This is a genomic window from Onishia taeanensis (assembly GCF_013349955.1).
Classification (GTDB): domain Bacteria; phylum Pseudomonadota; class Gammaproteobacteria; order Pseudomonadales; family Halomonadaceae; genus Onishia; species Onishia taeanensis_B.
The window spans coordinates 69,605-88,479 of record NZ_JABVXC010000009.1 but is presented as its reverse complement, the minus strand read 5'-3'; the positions used below and the strand labels follow the sequence as shown (position 1 = coordinate 88,479).

Here is an 18,875-nt window from a genome sequence, read left to right as displayed (position 1 = left end):
AGACCAGGCCGGGGGCAATGGCGCCGACTGTCAGCAGGCGTCGGTCGCGTAAGAGCAAGCCAAGGATGCGATGAACAAGGGAGATACGGATATAAAGCCAGCGTTGGATGATAAGTCGGCGAGGGATCGAGCGGGCTCGGCCTTGCTGGACTGGCATACACGGCCGGCCGATGCCGTAGCGCAACATTGGGAGGTCGCGCCGGGGTCGGGGCTGGATGAGGCGGAGGTGACCCGACGCCGCGAACGCTTCGGCTTAAACCGCTTGCCCGAGGCCCAGCCCCATAGTTCGTTGATGCGCTTCTTGGCCCAATTCCGCAATCTGCTTATCTACGTGCTGATTGGCGCGGCCCTGATCACGGCTCTGCTTGGCCACTGGGTGGATATGGCCGTGATTCTGGGGGTGGTGCTGTTGAACGCGGTCATCGGCTTCGTCCAAGAGGGTAAGGCCGAGGACGCTTTGCGCGCGATTCGCGACATGCTCTCAGTCCGGGCCATGGTCATTCGCGGCGGGCGGCAGTACACGCTGCCGGCAGAGGAGCTGGTGCCCGGCGACGTCGTGCTGATGCAGGCCGGTGACCGGGTGCCGGCCGACCTGCGACTGTGGCGCGCCCGGGGCCTGCAGATCGAGGAGGCGGCGCTGACCGGCGAATCGGTTGCCCAGGAAAAGTCGATTGATCCGGTACCGGTCACTGCGGTGCTCGGCGATCGCATCGGCATGGCCTACTCCGGGACCTTGGTGACCCATGGCCAGGGAGCCGGGATCGTGGTGGGCACGGGGGCGGATACCGAAATCGGCCGCATCAGCCACCTGGTGTCGCAGGTCGAGACCCTCACCACGCCGCTGTTGCGTCAGATGGCGACTTTCTCGCGTTGGCTGACGGGTGCCGTCCTGGCGGTGGCCCTGTTGATCTTCCTGTTCGGCATCCTCTGGCGCGGTATGGCCCCCGCCGAGATGTTCATGACGGTGGTGGGCCTAGCCGTCGCGGCTATCCCCGAAGGCCTGCCGGCGATCCTCACCGTGACCTTAGCTATCGGCGTTCAGCGCTTGGCCGGTCGCCATGCCATCATCCGCCGCCTGCCGGTCGTGGAAACGCTCGGTTCGGTCAGCGTGATCTGCTCTGACAAGACCGGCACCCTGACCCGCAACGAGATGATGGTCCGAAGCCTGGTTTCTGCCGCGGGCCGCTGCCGGGTGGAAGGCGATGGCTACCTCCCGCGCGGCGACTTCCTGTGTGACGAGGCAACCCTCGACCCGGCCAGGCACCCATGGTTGCAGCGGATCCTGCGCGCGGGCCTGCTCTGCAATGATACCACCCTGGAACAGGTGGAGGACGGCTGGCAGGTGCATGGCGACCCCATGGAGGGGGCATTGATCGCCGCTGCCCTGAAGGGGGGATTGGATGCCGATGACGAACGCGCCGGCAATCCCCGTATCGATCTCATTCCCTTCGATGCCCAGCACAAGTTCATGGCCACCCTGCATCAAGGCCACGAGGGTGAGGCGTGTGTCTTCGTTAAGGGCGCGCCGGAACAGGTGTTGCGGGCCTGCCATGCCGTGTGGGACGAGCAAGGCGAACAACCGCTGGACCTCGAGGCTTGGGAACAAGACATCGAGGCCCTGGCGGCGCAAGGGCAGCGCGTGCTGGCGGTGGCCTGCAAGGCCATGCCATCCCATGCGCAGGAGGTGGATTTCCCCGACGTGGCATCGGGCCTGGTGTTGCTCGGATTGCTCGGCTTGATCGATCCGCCACGCGAAGAGGCCATCCGGGCCGTCGCCGACTGCCGGGAGGCGGGGATCCGGGTCAAGATGATTACCGGGGACCATGCCGGCACCGCCCGGGCCATCTCCGCCCAGCTTGATCTTTCCAACAGCGATGAGGTGATTACCGGGCAGCAACTGGAAAGCATGGACGACGAGGAACTGGCCCGGCGCATCGGCGGCGTCGACGTGTACGCCCGCGTCAGCCCTGAGCACAAGCTGCGCTTGGTCACCCTCTTGCAGGCGCAGCAGGCGATCGTCGCCATGACCGGTGACGGCGTAAACGATGCCCCCGCGCTGAAGCGTGCCGACGTGGGCATCGCCATGGGCCGCAAGGGAACCGAAGCGGCGAAGGAGGCCTCGGAGATGGTCATCGCAGATGACAACTTCGCCTCCATCGTGCGCGCCGTGGAACAGGGCCGCACCGTCTATGACAATCTGAAAAAAGCGATCGTCTTCCTGCTGCCGATCAACGGCGGGGAGGCCATGAGCATCCTGGTCGCAGTCCTGTTCGGTCTCACCCTGCCGATCACCCCGGTGCAGATCCTATGGGTCAACATGGTCAGTTCCGTGGCGCTGGCCATGGCGCTGGCCTTCGAGGCCACCGAGCCGGAAGCCATGCGTCAGCCGCCACGGGCAGCCGATGAAGCCATGATCTCCGGGTTCCTGCTGTGGCGCATCGCCTTGGTGGCATTGCTGATGGCGGCTGGCGTGTTCGGGATCTTTCGGCTGGCCCTGTCTGAGGGGGCGAGCCTGGAAGAGGCGCGCACCTATGCCGTTAACACTTTGGTGCTGATGGAAATCTTCTACCTGTTCAGCGTGCGCTTCCTGAGAACCCCCTCCCTGACCTGGGAACGCATGTTTAACTCCCGCGCCGCCATTATCGCCGTCGCCGTGGTGGCCGTATTGCAGCTGATGTTCACCTACGCCCCCTTCATGGAACGCTTCTTCGACACCCGGCCGGTGGATTTCGTCCACGGCGTCGAGATTCTTCTGATCGGTGTCGGCCTTTTCGCCGTACTGGAACTCGAGAAACTCGGGCTGCGACGCAGGGCCAGACGGCGCAAGCGCTCAGGTGTCGACTGAAGGTGAACCGTCCCGGCTTTCTCGGAGACCTGTTGGTTTGAGTCAGGCCGCCTTCTTGGCCTGACCCTGTTGCCCATAAACAGTGCTTCTCGCTCGGCCGGTGGCATGTTGCCGACCGGCTCCAAGAGCCGCCGATGATTGAACCAGTCGACCCACTCCAGGGTAGCGAACTCAACAGCTTCCAGGTGCCGCCATGGCCCATTTCGGCGGATCATCTCCGTCTTGAACAACCCGATCACCGTCTCGGCCAGCGCGTTGTCATATGAGTCGCCGACACTGCCGACAGACGGAGCGATGCCGGCTTCCTCCAAGCGCTCTGTATAGCGGATCGACACGTACTGCACACCTCTATCGCTGTGATGGACCAGCTCGCCGCCAGAGCGCTGTGGGCGTTCATGAAGCGCCTGTTCCAGCGCATCCAGCACCATGTAGGTGCGGGGCGTGTGGGAGACTCGCCAGCCGATGATCCGGCGGGCAAAGGCGTCGATGACAAAGGCGACATAGACAAACCCCTGCCAGGTCGCGACATACGTGAAATCCGACACCCACAATGCGTTCGGCTGAGCCGGTTGAAACTGCCGCCGCACCAGGTTCGCCGGAGAGGCCTTGTTGGGATCCGGTACGGTCGTACGGACCGACCGACTTGCCTCTTACCACGCCACGCAGCCCCAGCCGGCGCATCAGGCGCTCGACGGTGCAGCGAGCAGCGGGGATCGCTTCGCGATGCAATTGGCGCCAGACCTTGCGGATGCCGTAAACGCCGAAGTTCTCGTCCCAGACGCGCTGGATTTCAGCACTCAGCCAGCGATCACGCTGCTCTCGGGGCGGTGCGCGGTCAGGCTGGGTTTCTCGGGCCCTGTGCTCGTAGTACGTCGACGGGGCGATCGGCAGGACACGGCAGATCGGCTCGACCCCGTACGACTCCCGGTGATCATCGATGAACTCGATCATCACTTGCCGCGGCGGTCGAGCTCCGCCTGGGCAAAATAGGCGGATGCCTTGCGCAGAATCTCGTTGGCCTGCTTCAACTCCCGGTTCTCGCGCTGCAGTGCCTTGATCCGCTCACGCTCGGAGGTGGTGGTGCCTTCACGACGACCCGCATCACGCTCGGCCTGCCGGACCCAGCTGCGCAACGTCTCCGGAGTGCAGCCGATCTTGGGGGCAATGGCGCCGATGGCCGCCCATTGGGAGGGGTGGTCGGCCTCGTGGTCGAAGACCATGCGGACAGCCCGTTGACGGACCTCAGGGGCATATCGTTTGGAAGTGTTCATGGCTCCATCCTCTCAAGGTTTGGAGCCTCCGGGAATCCCGGTACGGTTCATTCTCTCCATGCGTTAAGCCATACACAGCTTTCAGCGCTGCGCATGCTGATCAGCCGGCGAGATCGGTAGCGTTAAGAAAAACAGATGATTGCGAGGAGGGGGAGTGCAATCTGGACAGGATGAGGCGGGCTTATGGAGCGGGTGAAGGGAATCGAACCCTCGTCTTAAGCTTGGGAAGCTTCTGCTCTACCATTGAGCTACACCCGCGAGCCGATACGCACTGTAACCAATGTGTTAGACAGCGTCTAGCCTCGGGCCGTGAAATGCCAGCCTCAGAATTTTTTCCTGGGGAAGGATAGTTTTCGCTAGGGCGTGGTCACAGATGGTGAGTACAAATTCCTTGGCGATAGCAGTCGCTGCGAGGAGTGAACTACTCAGGTTCCGATCCTTACCGCCATGTGTCTACACATGGCGTTTTTTTTGCCTGTACGGTTGATTGGCTCGCTCGGCCATCCAGGCGCAAGCGTGACGAGCGCGGCCCGGCCTTGAATAAAGGCCGGGCCGGGATCTCTGGGTTGATGCTGGGGTGGCTTGGAGCGGTACTGGCCGCTGCTGCCTAGTGGGGCCCGCCGCGCATTTGCAGAATGGCGCTGAGGATGTCACGACGGGTGACGATGCCCACCAAGCGCTCCTGCTCCACGACCGGGTAGACCTTGGGCTTGGTGCCGAGCATTTCCTGGGCAAGGTCGGTGATGCTCTTGGCAGGCGTCACCGACAGGACTTCATGGCGCATCAGTTCCCTGACCAGTGGCGCCTCGTCGTTGAGGTAGGCACTCTGCAGCAACTTGCCGAGCACGTCCTGCTCGGAGATGAAGCCGATCAGGTGGTCCCGGCCATCCACGACCGGAACACCTGGCAGCCTGTGCAGTGCAAGGCCTTTGACCAGTTGGGTGACCGAGGTGTTACCGGTCACCCGGTAGCAATCGCGGGACATGATATCGCGTACGATACTGGGAGCGGTCTGTGGCATCGTCAGTCTCCTCGCTTCAACGGTAGTGACCCGTTGCGTCACTTGGCCCCGGGCTGGGTCAGTCGCCCGGTCCACATTCCATGCAGCGCTCGATGATCCGAGAACCGAGCTGCAGGTTGGCGTTCAGGTCACGAAGGGCAGTACGCAGGCCTTCTTCGATGACCGGGTGATAGAACGGCATCTCCAGCATCTGGGCGACGGTCATGCGCTGCTGTTGTGCCCAGGCCAGCAAGTGCGCCAGGTGCTCGGCGCGGGGGCCAAAGATCTCGGCGCCAAGAAAGAGTCCGCTGCCCTGTTCGGCATAAACCCGCATCAGTCCCTTGTTGACTCGCATCACCCGCGAGCGGCCCTGGCCTTCGAAAGACACCTCGCCGCTGGCCAGGCAGTCACATCCGCCGTAACGCCTTTCGAGTTCAGCATAGCTGAGGCCTACCGTTGCTATCTGTGGATCGCTAAACACTACCGCCAACGGTGTGCGGCGCTGGCCGGCACGCATTTCCGGGTAGCGTCCGGCGTTGTCGCCGGCGATGCGTCCTTCGTCGCTGGCTTCATGCAGCAGGGGCAGGTCCTGGTCGGCGTCTCCGGCAATGAAGATATGACTGGGGCCGCCATCGGTATTGCGACACTGCAGGGTAAAGCTGTTGTAGGTGGGCACGCCCTTATCGTTGAGCGTCAGGTTGGCGTTCTCGATCGAGAGCCGGTCGACGTTGGGGCGACGCCCAGTCGCCGCCAGCAGGTAGTCGAAGCGCTCGGTCAGCCGCTCGCCGCTGTCGCGCTCGAGGAAGGTCACCACCACGCTGTCGCCGTCACGTTCGATGGCCTCGACCTGAGCATCGGGATCGACGTAGAACTCTTGGTTGAAGGTGCGGTCCGCGACGTTACGTACGGCCTCATCCTGCAGAGGGCCCAAGGCGCCGCCGACGCCGAACACTCTCAGGCGCACACCGAGGCGATGCAATGCTTGGCCGAGTTCGAGGCCGATGACGCCGGGGCCGAATACGGCAACCGACTCCGGTAGATCATCCCACTCGAAGACGTCGTCGTTGATGATCAGACGATCGCCGGCCGCCTCGAAGAAGCTTGGGTAGCTGGGTCGTGAGCCGCTGGCGATCACTACCCGCTTGGCGTGTACGCGGGTGTGATCATCGACGACCAGGGTATTGGGGCCTTCAAAGCGGGCATAGCCAGTAAGTTTGTCGCCAGCGGGGATGCGTCCGACCGAGTCGAGGACAAAGCCGACGAAGCGGTCACGTTCGCGTTTTACGCGCTCCATTACCGCCGCACCATCGACGGTGATCTCGCCATTGAGGCGGATGCCGAAGGCGTCGGTGTCAGCGGCTTGGTGGGCGGCCTCGGCAGCGGCGATCAAGAGTTTCGAGGGCATGCAGCCCACCCGAGCGCATGTAGTACCGTATGGGCCTCCTTCGATCATGACCACAGAGTCGGTGTGCTGCTTGGCGGCGCGGTAGGCGCCAAGCCCGGCGGTACCGGCACCGATGATGGCGACATCAACCTGACGTTCTTGCATATCCAGCTTCCATATCCGAGTGAGTGAGCGGACGACGGCGTACTTGAAGCTTGGCCTAGACCGTGTTTGCCACGACCTGGATCGGCAACATCGACGATATCTCAGGCTTCATGCGCCGCTGTCTGACGCGAAACGCCTTTGAGTATCCCGATACGTCAGTGAGAGAGGAATTTGATTGATTTGAACTTGGCGATAGTTTTCGCTGATGAAACACCCATCACCGACTTGAGTCATGAAGAGTAGAATAGTCACAGGCCGGCCAGCGCTGACTGGTTTGTCGGCGCTGGCCGCGAGAGTCGTAACATCGACAAGAGCCTAGAGGAGAGACCCTATGGACGCTCGCCAATATCTTGCCAAGAAAGGCATCGATCTGGACAAGGATGAGGAAAAACCCAACACTCTTGAGGAGTTGGCCTGGTCCAGGGCGATCGAGGCAGGGCAGCATCGCCCGCGCAGTGGCACTCCCCACGACTGGGAAGACTGGTCTCGTTATCATGAATCCTTGGCCGAGGGCGCCGAGGAGCTTGGGCAGAAAATCGATCCCAAGGCGCACGGCGGCAAGTCATGGGCGCGCGACAGTCAGTCGAAACCGTCAGGCGATCAAGGCGAAGAGAGTCCTGTCAGCAAGGGGCAGGCCGGTGAAGGCAAGGCTGACGAGCCAAGCGCTGGCGAGAAGGGCAAAACATGACAAGACTCTACGAGCCCAGTCGATCACTGTTATTCAACTGACTACTGGGGGGCTGGCTAGCCTCTCTCACCCGCCGAGCAGGCGCTGCCTTCCGCCTTCTTTCCCCGATGTTAAGTTCCCCATCGTTCCCCACCAACGCCTCGACGGCGCTGTATGTGTCGTCGAATGTTCGCTTCGCCTTCCTTTTCATGATCGAAAACGAAAATATTGAGCCGCCCTCCGGGTTTTCTCGCATTTTTCGATCATTTTACTGATTTTTAGGGTCTTGTAGACCAAGGTATAAGCCAGGGCCGGCCAGTTTGCGTTGCCGCCATACCCCCTCTCGACTAGTCTGAGCACTGAAACGAACATCTTTGAGTGTTCGTATGTTTGCAAGCGAACATCAAGATGCGCTGATGTGCTCTTGTCCTCCTGAATCGCTTTCTACAACAACAAACAGGAGCTCGCCTAGTGTTAGTGCTCTCTCCGCTGCCATGTCGCGCGACATCTGTTTGCAGATCGTCTCGCGCTGATTCACCCCTGCTGCCCATGAGAACGACATGTCCCTGATCCTTGAGAACATCGACCACGTGGTCAACGGCGCCACCCATATCGATGGCGTGAATATGGAGTTGGCCCCAGGGTCGTTCAACGTGCTGCTAGGACGCACCCTGGCAGGCAAGACAACGCTGATGCGCCTGATGGCGGGGCTGGAAGTCCCGACCCGTGGGCGCATCATGATGGACGGTCGTGATGTGACGGGTGTGTCGGTGCGCCGTCGCAATGTGTCGATGGTGTACCAGCAGTTCATCAACTATCCGGCGCTGAGCGTCTTCGAGAACATCGCCTCACCGCTCAGGTTGGCCAAGGTGGCCAGCGCCGATATCGACCGCCGGGTGCGCGAGACCGCCGAGATGCTGCGCATCGATCACCTGCTGGACCGCTTTCCGCTGGAACTGTCCGGTGGCCAGCAGCAGCGCACTGCCATGGGGCGGGCGCTGGTCAAGGAAGCCGATGTCATTCTCTTCGACGAGCCCCTGGTCAACCTGGATTACAAGCTGCGTGAAGAGCTGCGGGACGAACTGCGCACCCTGTTCAGTGAGCGCCACTGCATCGCGGTTTACGCTACCACCGAGCCCGGCGAGGCGCTGGCGCTGGGGGGCAATACCGCCGTGCTGCATCAAGGTCGATTGCTGCAGTACGGTCCCACCGATGAGGTATATCACCGTCCCCAGGACATCCTTGCTGCCGAGATGTTTTCGGAGCCGCCGATCAATATCGTCGATGGCCGCGTCACCGGGCGCGAGGTGCACCTCGATGGTGGCATTCAGTTTCCCCTCAATGACGACCTCCGCTCGCTGGGCGAAGGGGATTTTCGGTTCGGCATCCGCGCCTCACATATCGCGCTGAGTCCTCAGGCCCGTGATGATCTTGCGCTCGAGATGCGTGTCGACCTGGCCGAGCTCAGCGGCTCGGAAACCTTCCTTCACGTACATAATGAGCGTTTCGAGATGACGGTACTGCTGGAGGGCGTTCACGAGTTCGACCCTGACGACCGCGTCACTCTCTACGTGCCCACGCACAAGGTCTATGCCTTCGATCGGCAGGGCGGCGTGGTGCATATTCCGGCGCATTTGGGAGGCCTCTAAGATGGCGGAAATTACCCTGCGGCAACTCGCCCATTCCTATCTGCCGTCGCCGTCCGGGCCGGAAGATTATGCGATCCGCGAGATGGATCATGTCTGGCACCAGGGCGGCGCCTATGCCTTGCTGGGGCCATCCGGCTGTGGCAAGTCGACCTTGCTCAACATCATCTCGGGTCTGCTCGAGCCTTCCAGCGGTGAAGTGCTGTTCGACGGCGAACGCGTCAATTCGCTTCCCCCAGAGCAGCGCAATATCGCCCAGGTTTTCCAGTTTCCGGTGGTCTACGACACCATGACGGTGTTCGACAACCTGGCCTTTCCGCTGCGTAACACCGGCATGAGTGAAACGCAGATCCGCGAGAAGGTGCTCGAGGTGGCTGACGTGCTTGAGCTGACGCCCCAGCTCAAGCGCAAGGCCAAGAACCTTACCGCCGATGAAAAGCAGAAGGTTTCCATGGGCCGCGGCCTGGTGCGCGAAGACGTCTCGGCGATTCTCTTCGACGAGCCGCTGACCGTGATCGATCCGCAGCTCAAGTGGAAGCTTCGCCGCAAGCTCAAGGAGATCCACCGGCGCTTCAATATCACCATGGTCTATGTAACTCACGATCAGCTGGAAGCCTCGACCTTCGCCGACAAGATAGCGGTCATGTATGAGGGCCAGGTGGTGCAGTTCGGCACTCCTCGTGAGCTTTACGAGCGCCCGGCGCATACCTTCGTGGGCTACTTCATCGGCAGCCCCGGCATGAACCTGCTCGACGTCTCGGTGAAGGATGACCAGGTTCGCTGCGGCGAGGTGGTCGTGCCGGTCTTTCCCAGGGTGCGGGACATCATCGCTCGCAGTTCCTCGGACAATATTCGCCTCGGTATCCGCCCGGACTTCGTGGAAGTCTTCGAGACCGCCCAGGAAGACTCGCTGGCGGTCGAGGTGGTGAACGCCCAGGACCTGGGAACCTATTCGATCCTGACGCTGGCGCTTGGCGACGTGACCCTCAAGGCGCGTATCGACGAGGATCAGGCCACGCCCAAGGGCAAGGCTTATATCCGCTTCCCGCAGGCGCGCCTGGGCGTCTATATCGACGAATACCGTGTGGAGACCGACCATGAATAAGGTCTACGACAACAAGGCCTGGCTGCTGATCCTGCCGATGCTGGCGCTGGTGGCCTTCTCGGCGATCATTCCGTTGATGACCGTCGTCAACTATTCGGTGCAGGACGTTTTCGACGCCAATACCCGCTTCTTCACGGGCACGGAATGGTTCGTGCAGATGCTCAACGATCCGGCCCTGCAGTCGGCGTTGCTGCGCCAGTTCGCCTTCTCGCTGACGGTGCTGTGCATCGAGGTGCCGCTGGGTATCGGCATTGCCCTATTGATGCCCAAGAAGGGCTGGCAGGCCTCGGCGGTGCTGATCCTGGTGACGCTGCCGCTGCTAATCCCCTGGAACGTGGTGGGCAGCATCTGGCAGATCTTTACCCGCGGCGATATCGGCCTGATGGGCTGGGGGCTTCGCGAGCTGGGCTATGAGTACAACATCACCCGCAGCGCCGTGGATGCCTGGGGCACCATCATCATCATGGATGTCTGGCACTGGACGCCGCTGATCGCGCTTTTGTGCTACAGCGGCCTGCGCTCGATTCCCGAAGCTTACTATCAGGCGGCACGCATCGATCGCGCCTCTCGCTGGGCAGTGTTCCGCTTCATCCAACTGCCCAAGTTGACCAACGTGCTGGTGATCGGGGTGCTGCTGCGCTTCATGCACTCTTTCATGATCTACGCCGAGCCTTTCGTGCTGACTGGTGGGGGACCAGGAAGCTCGACGACCTTCCTCAGCCAGTCGCTGACCACCATGGCGATCGGCCAGCAGGACCTCGGCCCTTCCGCCGCCTTCTCGCTGATCTACTTCCTGATCATCCTGCTGGTCAGCTGGGTGTTCTACACCGCGATCATGAACATGCAGAAAGACAAAGAGGGGGGCGCCTAAGATGAGTCAGTCCAAGCCCACGACGCCCACGGAAGTACGCCAGCGGGCAGCCGTCGAAGACAAGCGCCGCCGCCGCAAGGCGCGGGCCGTGCCGGGCCGGCTGAGGCCCAAGCTTCTGCTGGGACTCTATCTGCTCTTCGTCCTGCTGCCGATCTACTGGCTGATGAACATGTCGTTCCAGTCCAACACCGAGATTCTCGGTGGCCTAACCCTGTGGCCGGATAATTTCACTCTCGAGCACTACACCAAGATCTTTACCACTGAGGCTTGGTATATGGGCTATGTGAACTCGATCACCTATGTGGTGATGAACATGGTGATCAGCATCCTGGTGGCCTTGCCCGCGGCCTATGCGTTCAGTCGCTATCATTTCATTGGCGACAAGCACCTGTTCTTCTGGCTGCTGACCAACCTGATGGCGCCGCCCGCCGTCTTCCTGCTGCCGTACTTCCAGCTCTATTACACCGTTGGGCTGTTCGATACCCATATCGCGGTGGCGCTGGCGCACTGTCTGTTCAACATTCCCCTGGCGATCTGGATTCTCGAGGGCTTCATGAGCAGCGTGCCCAAGGAAATCGACGAGACCGCCTTCATCGATGGCTACAGCTTCCCGCGCTTCTTCGTGCGGATCTTCATTCCGATGATTCGCTCGGGGATCGGCGTGACGCTGTTCTTCCTGTTCATGTTCTCGTGGGTCGAGCTGCTGCTGGCCAGCACCCTGACCTCGACCGGCGCGCAGCCGATTGCCTCGGTGATGACCAGTACCTCGACGGCCTCCGGTATCGACTGGGGCACGCTGGCCGCCGCCGGTCTGCTGACCATCGTGCCGGGCATCCTGGTGGTCTACTTCGTTCGCAATCATATCGCCAAGGGCTTCGCCCTGGGCCGCACCTGAGGAGGGCGCGTCATGGAATGGATGGTATGGACGCTGCCGACCACTGTCTTCTTTTCCGTCATTGCGGCGATGCTCGCCGGCATGACGGTCTGGGAGGTGGTGCAGCCAACGGTCGAGCGCAAGGGCTTTCTGCCGATCTCGACCACGCGCGGTGATCGTCTCTTTATCGGGCTGTTGTCCGCTGCCTATCTGCACTTGATGGTAGTGGGCTTCACGCCCCTGAGCATCTGGTGGGCCCTTGCGGGGTCGGTACTGTGGTTGCTGGTACTGATCCGTTGGGGGTGATCTGGGTGGAAGGAGCCACTCCTTCAAGTAAGCACTTCAATAAGAAGAGGTCATTATGATACCGACAAGAATGCGACTCTCTGTGCTGGCGGCTGGCGTGATGCTGGCCAGCGGCTCAGCGCACGCCGACAATCACGATACTCAGGCCGTCATCGACCGCCTGATAGACGAGAACTTCCAACACTCGACGCTGAGCCGCGAGCAGCAGGCCGCCGAGCTCGAGTGGTTCGCCAAAGCCGCCGAGCCCTTCCGTGGCATGGAGATCAACGTGGTTTCCGAGGGCTTGACCACCCACGTCTACGAGCGCGACGTGCTGGCCAAGGCCTTTTCGGAGCTGACTGGCATCGAGCTCACCCACAACATCATTGGCGAGGGTGACGTCGTCAACAACATGCAGACCCAGATGCAATCGGGTCGCAACATCTACGATGGCTACGTCAACGACTCGGACTCCATCGGCACGCATATTCGCTATGGCACCACTATCAACCTGTCCAAAGCGATGCAGAACGAATGGGCCGATTACACCCTGCCGACCCTGGATCTGGATGACTTCATCGGCATCCAGTACACCACTGGGCCGGATGGCGATATCTATCAGTTGCCAGACCAGCAGTTCGCCAACCTGTACTGGTTCCGCTATGACTGGTTCCAGCGCGAGGACCTGCGCAAGCAATTCCGCGAACGCTATGGATATGACCTGGGCGTACCGACCAACTGGACCGCTTATCAGGATATCGCCGAGTTCTTCACCAATGAGGTAGGTGAGCTCGACGGCCAAAAGATCTATGGCCACATGGACTACGGGCGTCGTGATCCGTCGCTTGGCTGGCGTTTCCATGACTCCTGGCTGTCGATGGCCGGTATGGGCAGCCCCGGCGTGCCCTTCGGTAATCCGGTGGATGACTGGGGTATCCGCGTCGACGAGGATAGCCGCCCGGTGGGCGCCAGTGTCAGCCGCGGCGGTGCCACCAACTCGCCGGCCTCGATATTCGCCGTCACCAAGATGGTCGACTGGCTGCGTGACTATGCGCCGCCCGAAGCCCAGGGCATGACCTTCGGTGAAGCCGGCCCGGTACCTGCCCAGGGCCAGATCGCCCAGCAGATATTCTGGTACACCGGCTTCACCGCCGACATGACCAGCCCCGATGTGCCGGTCACCGATGCCGAGGGCAACCCGAAGTGGCGCATGGCGCCTTCGCCGACCGGCCCGTACTGGGAGGAAGGCATGAAGGTTGGCTATCAGGATGTGGGTTCTTGGACCTTCTTCGATTCCACCCCCGAGGACCGTCGCACTGCGGCCTGGCTGTACGCCCAGTTCACTACCTCCAAGACGGTATCGCTCGAGAAGCTGATGGCCGGCCTGACGCCGATTCGCCGTTCAGACATCTTCTCCGAGGAGATGACCGAAATGGCGCCCAAGCTGGGCGGTCTGGTGGAGTTCTATCGCAGCCCGGAACAGGCCAAGTGGACCCCGTCGAGCACCAACGTGCCTGACTATCCGCGCATGGCACCGCTGTGGTGGCAGAACCTGGCCCCCGCAGTCAGCGGCGATATTTCTCCCAAGGAAGCCCTGGATAACCTGGCAGGCGACCTCGACAACATCATGTCGCGTCTGGCTCGCGCCAAGGTGTTCGCTACCTTCGAGCCCAAGCTCAATGAAGAGCGTGACCCGGATTACTGGCTGAGCCAGCCCGGCTCGCCCAAGGCCAAGCTCGACAACGAGATGCCTCAGGGCACCACCGTTCCCTATGACGAACTGATCCAGTCCTGGCAGCAGTAAGGCTTGATCGCCGGAGGGCGGCTGGCCAAAACGGCCGCCCAATTTCTACCGGACCATGGATTATCGGACTATCGTCAACCGGCATGACGCTGCCTCGTCCCGTTCGCGGGGCGAGGTAGTGCCGAGGTGATTGCATGAACAAGGGCTATATCCTGGCCATCGACCAGGGCACCACGGGCTCGACAGTGCTGGTCTTCGACCATGACGGCATTGCCCGGGGCAGGGCCTATCGGGAGTTTCGTCAGTACTATCCCAAGCCTGGCTGGGTCGAGCACGATGCACAGATGATCTGGAGCGTAACGCACCAGGTCGTCCAGGAGGCGCTCAATCGCGCCGATATTCTTCCCGATCAAGTCGTCGGCATCGGCATCGCCAATCAACGCGAGACCACGCTGCTGTGGGATCGCGAGACCGGTGAGCCGGTTCACCGCGCCATCGTCTGGCAGGACCGCCGTGCGGCAGGTATTTGCGAGACGCTACGCGAGGAGGGGCTCGAGGCCACCTTCCGCGCCAAAACGGGGTTAGTCTGCGACCCCTACTTTTCCGGTACCAAGGTGCGCTGGCTGCTAGATAACGTCAGCGGCCTGCGTGAGCGCGCCGAGCGCGGCGAGCTCGCCTTCGGCACCATCGACAGTTGGCTGGTCCACAAGCTGACCGGCGGGCGAGTGCATGCAACCGATGTGTCCAATGCCTCGCGGACCCTGATGTACAACATTCATCGCCTCGAATGGGACGAAGAGCTGCTGGACCTGCTCAAGGTGCCGGCGGCCATTCTGCCCGAGGTCAAATCCTCCGCCGAGATCTTCGGTGAAACCGACCCCGCGGCCTTCTTCGGCGCTCGCGTGCCGGTGGCCGGTATCGCCGGCGATCAGCAGGCGGCGCTGTTCGGCGAGGCCTGTCACGGCGAGGGCATGGCCAAGAACACCTATGGCACTGGCAGCTTCTTGCTGATGAACACCGGCGCCCAGCCGGTGGCCAGCCAGCACGGACTGCTCTCGACCATCGCCTGGCGCATCGGCGACGAGCCGGTGGAATATGCCCTGGAAGGGGCGATCTTCGTCACTGGCGCGGCGGTGCAGTGGCTACGTGACGAACTCAATATCATTGACGATGCCGCGGACACCGAGCGCATGGCATTGTCGCTGTCAGGCAATGACAACGTCTATTTCGTGCCGGCCCTGACCGGGCTAGGCGCGCCGCATTGGGATCCTTATGCCCGCGGCACCCTGCTTGGCGTCACCCGGGGCACGACCAAGGCGCACATCGCCCGAGCAGTGCTCGAGAGCATTGCCTACCAGACGCGGGATATCGTCGAGATCATGGTCGATGAGTCGGGCATCCCCCTCAAGGAGCTGCGGGCCGACGGCGGCGGAGCGGTGAACACCTTCCTGATGCAGTTCCAGGCCGACACTCTGGGTGTGCCGGTCAAGGTGCCGAGGATCACCGAGACCACGGCGCTGGGCGCTGCCTATCTCGCGGGGCTGGCGACCGGCTTCTGGAAGGATCGCGCCGAAATCGACGCCAAGTGGCAGCTCGCCCAGTGCTATCAGCCGGGCATGCCTGAGGCGGAGCGCGCCGCCCTTTATCGGCGCTGGCATCGGGCGGTGGCGCTCTCCAAGGCCTGGGATACACCGCTGGACTAGGTCGGTACCTTGCTCGCTATGACGCGGTATCGCAAAAAGGGCGGGGCGTGGAAAGGCTTCTTGGTATTTATCGCGTCCTAATGGCGTCGTCACTTCATAGGCCCGTCTACCAAAAAGGCACGGCATCATGCAATTGCGCAAACACAATCTCGACCGTCAGCGGCAAGAGGACTTCGATGTCCTGGTCATCGGGGGCGGCATCAACGGCGCGGCCTCGGCGGCGGCGTTAGCGGGCAAGGGGGTCAAGGTCGCGCTGATCGATCGCGGCGACTTTGCCAGCAGCACCAGCATGCATTCCTCGAACCTGGTGTGGGGCGGTATCAAGTACATGGAAAGCCATGACTTTCCGCTGGTCCGCAAGCTGTGCAAGAGTCGCAACCACCTGATCAAGCACTTTCCGGCGACGGTGAAGGAGATTCGTTTCCTGACCACCATCGCCAGCGGTTTTCGCTATCACCCACGCTATCTGTGGGCGGGTAGCTGGCTCTATTGGTTCATCGGTAATGGCTTCACCAAGATCCCGCATTATCTGTCACCGGCGGGTATCAAGGCCCGGGAGCCGATCGTCGATATCGCCGGCAGCGTGGGCGGATTCGAATACTCCGATGCCTACCTGCACGACAATGATGCGCGCTTTGTCTTCAATTTCGTGCGTAGCGCCATGGATCGAGGCTGTGCGGCGACCAACTACGTCGAGTCGCTGGGTGCCAAGCGGGAAGGGCAACGCTGGGTCACCCAGGCCCGTGACGTGATGACCGGCGATACCTTCGAGATTCGCGCCCAGGTGGTGGTCAATGCCGCCGGCCCCTATGTGGATCAGCACAACTCCCTGAGCGGCGAGCGCACCGAGCACCAGCACGTCTATTCCAAGGGCATTCATCTGATCGTGCCGCAGCTCAGCGAGCATCAGCGAGTGCTGGCCTTCTTTGCCGATGATGGCCGGCTGTTCTTCGTCATTCCCATGGGCAGAAGAACCTGTATCGGCACCACCGATACCCGGGTCGATAGCCCTGAGGTGCAGGTCACCGAAGACGACATTCGCTTCGTGCTGGATAACATCAACAAGCGGCTAGCCCTGGATGCACCGCTGACCCAGGATGACATCATTTCGACGCGCTGTGGCGTTCGCCCCTTGGCGGTCAAGGCGAGTTCGGGGGGCGACCGGGACTTCCTGCAGCTCTCGCGCAAGCATGTCATCGATACCGACGCCGCGACCCATCACCTGAGTATCTTCGGCGGCAAGCTGACCGACTGTCTCAATGTCGGTGACGAGATCGTCGCGGCGGTCAAGGAGCTGGGCGTGGACGTGCCCTATGCCGATTACGTCTGGTATGGCGAGCCGGGGCGCGCGGTGCGCGAGGAGTTCTTCCATCAGGCGTGCCTGATGGGGCTGGACGCCATGGCGCCGCATCATCACGAAGCCTTGAGCACTCGGCTTTGGCGGCGTTATGGCGCCCAGGCGTTGGACATGCTCGAAGAAATTCGCGAAGACCCGCGTCAGGCCGAGGTGCTGATAGAAGGCACCGAGTACCTGCGCTGTGAGATTCGCCAGGCACAGCGCCGCGAGATGATCACCCGTCTCGAGGACTTCCTGCGCCGACGCTCGAAGATCTCGCTGGTGGTAAGCGCCGAAGAGATTCGCCAGGCACCGGGGCTCAGGGAAGCCTGTGAGATCCTGTTTGGCGACGAAGCCGGAGCCAAGCTCGAGGAGTACTTGGCGAGCGCCCACGCGCAAAGCGTCGGCGAAGTGCTGAGTGCCGATGCCAATGCCGACGCTAGTTCCGACAACCCGGCCCGTTCAGAGTCACTCAAATGGCGCTGAGACCGTCATAGCAAACGGGGTAGTGAGTTGGTCTATAGAGTCGTTTTAGATAACCAGTCTAGATAGCCGGCGAGGGCGGATGGGCTCAGCTAACGAAATAGCGGTAGGCGATCGCTTCGTCCTTGCGCGGGCCCTGGATGCGCCAGTCGAGCGAGAAGCCGTCGGTGTTGATCTCCAGCCGAGCCGTGTAGCGATCTTCGCCACATAGATGCGCCTCGGCGGCCACCAGTCCGTTGCCATCCTGGGCCTCGACCAGGTCGAACAGCCAGACGGCGGCTTCTCGACCGCGTCGCTCATGGAAGAGGCGCAAGCGGTCCTCCTCCAACTCCCAACGATAGACATTGCGAAACGCCAATTCCTGGGATTGTCCGGCGAGCGCGAAGTGGCCCTCTTCATGGAAGCGTACATGTAAGCAGCGTGCCTGGTCGTCTTCGCTCACCGTGACGCTACCAGATCCTTCACCGGACCAATCGCACTGCGAGGCCGTGCCGGAGCGAGAGGAAAATTTCAGACGAGTGATGGTTGGTAGCAGGGCGCGTACGCGTATAATGCTTGTCAACTTTCTATCCTTGTGGAGTTAACCAATGGGCTATCTTGTGGGCGTCACGGCCCTGTGGGCGTTTTCGTTCTCGTTGATCGGCGCCTATTTGTCCGGTCAGGTCGACAGCTACTTCGCGGTGCTGGTGCGCATCGTGCTGGCAACGCTGGTGTTCTTGCCGTTTCTCAAGCCCCGGTTGCTGGCGAATCGCCACAAGCTGGCGCTGATGGCGATCGGCGCCGTGCAACTGGGGCTGATGTACATCTTCTTCTATCAGTCGTTTCTGCTGCTGTCGGTGCCGGAGGTGCTGCTGTTCACCATCTTTACGCCGCTCTACGTCACCCTGATCGACGATGTCCTGGCCGGGCGGTTCACCCCATTCTACCTGCTCAGTGCCTTGCTTGCCGTGATCGGTGCGGCGGTGATTCGCTACCAGGGGGTGGATAGCGGTTTCTGGCTGGGGTTCCTGGTGGTGCAGGGCGCCAACCTGTGCTTCGCGCTGGGTCAGGTGGCCTACCGTCACCTGGCGGTGCGTCTGGAAGATGATGTGCCCCAATACAGCATCTTCGGCTGGTTCTATCTGGGCGCGCTGGCGCTGGTGGTCGTGGCCTTCGCACTGTTCGGCAATCCTGCCAAGCTGCCTTCCACCGGTCTGCAGTGGGGCGTGCTGGCGTGGCTTGGCCTGGTCGCCTCCGGGCTCGGCTATTTCCTGTGGAACAAGGGAGCGACCCGGGTCGATGCGGGGGCGCTGGCCATCATGAACAATGCGCTGGTGCCGGCGGGGCTGCTAGTCAACCTGGTGCTCTGGAACCGGGATGCCGATCTGTCGCGCCTGGCGCTGGGCGGGGCTATCCTCGTGGCGTCGCTGTTCATCAACGAGTGGTGGGTGCGCCGTCGTCGCCTGCCGGTCTCACCGCTGGCTTGAGGTCAGCTGCCGGCCGGTTTGCCGCTCCCG

Annotated in this window: 15 protein-coding genes, 1 tRNA gene, 1 pseudogene and 1 other annotated feature; of the genes and pseudogenes, 11 read left to right on the top strand and 6 right to left on the bottom strand. The window is 61.8% G+C overall.

Annotated elements, in window-relative coordinates:
* Positions 1-70: 70 nt before the first annotated feature.
* The gene (locus tag HUS66_RS11645; RefSeq protein WP_175071078.1) at positions 71-2,845 is read left to right on the top strand and encodes a cation-transporting P-type ATPase; all 2,775 of its coding nucleotides are present in this window, start codon (positions 71-73) and stop codon (positions 2,843-2,845) included.
* Positions 2,846-2,922: 77 nt separating this feature from the next.
* On the opposite strand, the pseudogene HUS66_RS11640 reads toward HUS66_RS11645, so the two are convergent.
* From HUS66_RS11640 to HUS66_RS11625, 4 genes and pseudogenes are all read right to left on the bottom strand, one after another.
* Positions 2,923-4,116: pseudogene (locus HUS66_RS11640) on the bottom strand (IS3 family transposase); the annotation flags it as partial.
* Positions 3,722-3,838, bottom strand: a sequence feature (AL1L pseudoknot). Its footprint overlaps the pseudogene before it by 117 nt.
* A 184-nt stretch (positions 4,117-4,300) precedes the next feature.
* Positions 4,301-4,374: transfer RNA gene (locus tag HUS66_RS11635), tRNA-Gly, on the bottom strand.
* Positions 4,375-4,723: 349 nt separating this feature from the next.
* The gene (locus HUS66_RS11630; protein ID WP_175071077.1) at positions 4,724-5,137 is read right to left on the bottom strand and encodes a CBS domain-containing protein; all 414 of its coding nucleotides are present in this window, start codon (positions 5,135-5,137) and stop codon (positions 4,724-4,726) included.
* 58 nt (positions 5,138-5,195) lie between these two features.
* Positions 5,196-6,665, bottom strand: a complete 1,470-nt coding sequence (locus HUS66_RS11625; protein ID WP_175071076.1) for a dihydrolipoyl dehydrogenase — start codon at positions 6,663-6,665, stop codon at positions 5,196-5,198.
* Positions 6,666-6,996: 331 nt separating this feature from the next.
* Between HUS66_RS11625 and HUS66_RS18020 the strand changes: the two genes are divergently transcribed.
* The gene (locus HUS66_RS18020) at positions 6,997-7,353 is read left to right on the top strand and encodes a hypothetical protein (RefSeq protein ID WP_175071075.1); all 357 of its coding nucleotides are present in this window, start codon (positions 6,997-6,999) and stop codon (positions 7,351-7,353) included.
* A gap of 382 nt (positions 7,354-7,735) precedes the next feature.
* Here HUS66_RS18020 and HUS66_RS17665 read toward each other — a convergent pair whose 3' ends face one another.
* The gene (locus tag HUS66_RS17665; RefSeq protein WP_217487997.1) at positions 7,736-7,894 is read right to left on the bottom strand and encodes a hypothetical protein; all 159 of its coding nucleotides are present in this window, start codon (positions 7,892-7,894) and stop codon (positions 7,736-7,738) included.
* Between HUS66_RS17665 and HUS66_RS11615 the strand changes: the two genes are divergently transcribed.
* The 8 genes from HUS66_RS11615 to HUS66_RS11580 all read left to right on the top strand — a co-directional run bounded on the left by HUS66_RS11615 (position 7,893) and on the right by HUS66_RS11580 (position 17,382).
* On the top strand, positions 7,893-8,981 hold the full coding sequence (locus HUS66_RS11615) for an ABC transporter ATP-binding protein (RefSeq protein ID WP_175071074.1): 1,089 nt from the start codon (positions 7,893-7,895) through the stop codon (positions 8,979-8,981). The two genes, HUS66_RS17665 and HUS66_RS11615, sit on opposite strands and share 2 nt — an antisense overlap.
* 1 nt (position 8,982) lies before the next feature.
* Positions 8,983-10,083, top strand: a complete 1,101-nt coding sequence (locus HUS66_RS11610) for an ABC transporter ATP-binding protein (RefSeq protein WP_175071073.1) — start codon at positions 8,983-8,985, stop codon at positions 10,081-10,083.
* Positions 10,076-10,954 (top strand): carbohydrate ABC transporter permease, encoded by an 879-nt coding sequence (locus tag HUS66_RS11605; RefSeq protein ID WP_092522596.1) that lies wholly within the window; start codon positions 10,076-10,078, stop codon positions 10,952-10,954. The genes HUS66_RS11610 and HUS66_RS11605 overlap by 8 nt, the downstream gene beginning before the upstream one ends.
* 1 nt (position 10,955) lies before the next feature.
* The gene (locus HUS66_RS11600) at positions 10,956-11,849 is read left to right on the top strand and encodes a carbohydrate ABC transporter permease (protein ID WP_175071072.1); all 894 of its coding nucleotides are present in this window, start codon (positions 10,956-10,958) and stop codon (positions 11,847-11,849) included.
* A 12-nt stretch (positions 11,850-11,861) separates the two neighbouring features.
* On the top strand, positions 11,862-12,134 hold the full coding sequence (locus HUS66_RS11595; RefSeq protein ID WP_112054559.1) for a DUF2160 domain-containing protein: 273 nt from the start codon (positions 11,862-11,864) through the stop codon (positions 12,132-12,134).
* Between the two features lie 55 nt (positions 12,135-12,189).
* Positions 12,190-13,917 carry an ABC transporter substrate-binding protein gene (locus HUS66_RS11590; protein WP_175071071.1) on the top strand — a complete coding sequence of 576 codons (1,728 nt, stop codon included), beginning with the start codon at positions 12,190-12,192 and terminating at the stop codon, positions 13,915-13,917.
* A gap of 134 nt (positions 13,918-14,051) precedes the next feature.
* Positions 14,052-15,560: a glycerol kinase GlpK gene (gene glpK, locus HUS66_RS11585; protein WP_175071070.1), complete on the top strand. Its 1,509-nt coding sequence runs from the start codon at positions 14,052-14,054 to the stop codon at positions 15,558-15,560.
* 127 nt (positions 15,561-15,687) lie between these two features.
* Positions 15,688-17,382, top strand: a complete 1,695-nt coding sequence (locus HUS66_RS11580) for a glycerol-3-phosphate dehydrogenase/oxidase (protein ID WP_175071069.1) — start codon at positions 15,688-15,690, stop codon at positions 17,380-17,382.
* A gap of 85 nt (positions 17,383-17,467) precedes the next feature.
* Here HUS66_RS11580 and HUS66_RS11575 read toward each other — a convergent pair whose 3' ends face one another.
* Complete coding sequence (locus tag HUS66_RS11575) at positions 17,468-17,941, bottom strand: DUF6314 family protein (RefSeq protein WP_175071068.1); 474 nt, start codon at positions 17,939-17,941, stop codon at positions 17,468-17,470.
* Between the two features lie 25 nt (positions 17,942-17,966).
* On the opposite strand from HUS66_RS11575, the gene HUS66_RS11570 reads away from it, so the two are divergent.
* Entirely contained in the window at positions 17,967-18,845 is an 879-nt protein-coding gene (locus tag HUS66_RS11570; protein WP_175071067.1) for a carboxylate/amino acid/amine transporter, read from the top strand.
* The last annotated feature ends 30 nt before the right edge of the window (positions 18,846-18,875 follow it).

Coding starts and splice junctions, on each gene's coding strand:
- HUS66_RS11645 (WP_175071078.1), top strand. CDS start 71: ATGAACAAGGGAGATACGGATATAAAGCCAGCGTTGGATGATAAGTCG.
- HUS66_RS11630 (WP_175071077.1), bottom strand. CDS start 5,137: ATGCCACAGACCGCTCCCAGTATCGTACGCGATATCATGTCCCGCGAT.
- HUS66_RS11625 (WP_175071076.1), bottom strand. CDS start 6,665: ATGCAAGAACGTCAGGTTGATGTCGCCATCATCGGTGCCGGTACCGCC.
- HUS66_RS18020 (WP_175071075.1), top strand. CDS start 6,997: ATGGACGCTCGCCAATATCTTGCCAAGAAAGGCATCGATCTGGACAAG.
- HUS66_RS11615 (WP_175071074.1), top strand. CDS start 7,893: ATGTCCCTGATCCTTGAGAACATCGACCACGTGGTCAACGGCGCCACC.
- HUS66_RS17665 (WP_217487997.1), bottom strand. CDS start 7,894: ATGTCGTTCTCATGGGCAGCAGGGGTGAATCAGCGCGAGACGATCTGC.
- HUS66_RS11610 (WP_175071073.1), top strand. CDS start 8,983: ATGGCGGAAATTACCCTGCGGCAACTCGCCCATTCCTATCTGCCGTCG.
- HUS66_RS11605 (WP_092522596.1), top strand. CDS start 10,076: ATGAATAAGGTCTACGACAACAAGGCCTGGCTGCTGATCCTGCCGATG.
- HUS66_RS11600 (WP_175071072.1), top strand. CDS start 10,956: ATGAGTCAGTCCAAGCCCACGACGCCCACGGAAGTACGCCAGCGGGCA.
- HUS66_RS11595 (WP_112054559.1), top strand. CDS start 11,862: ATGGAATGGATGGTATGGACGCTGCCGACCACTGTCTTCTTTTCCGTC.
- HUS66_RS11590 (WP_175071071.1), top strand. CDS start 12,190: ATGATACCGACAAGAATGCGACTCTCTGTGCTGGCGGCTGGCGTGATG.
- glpK (WP_175071070.1), top strand. CDS start 14,052: ATGAACAAGGGCTATATCCTGGCCATCGACCAGGGCACCACGGGCTCG.
- HUS66_RS11580 (WP_175071069.1), top strand. CDS start 15,688: ATGCAATTGCGCAAACACAATCTCGACCGTCAGCGGCAAGAGGACTTC.
- HUS66_RS11570 (WP_175071067.1), top strand. CDS start 17,967: ATGGGCTATCTTGTGGGCGTCACGGCCCTGTGGGCGTTTTCGTTCTCG.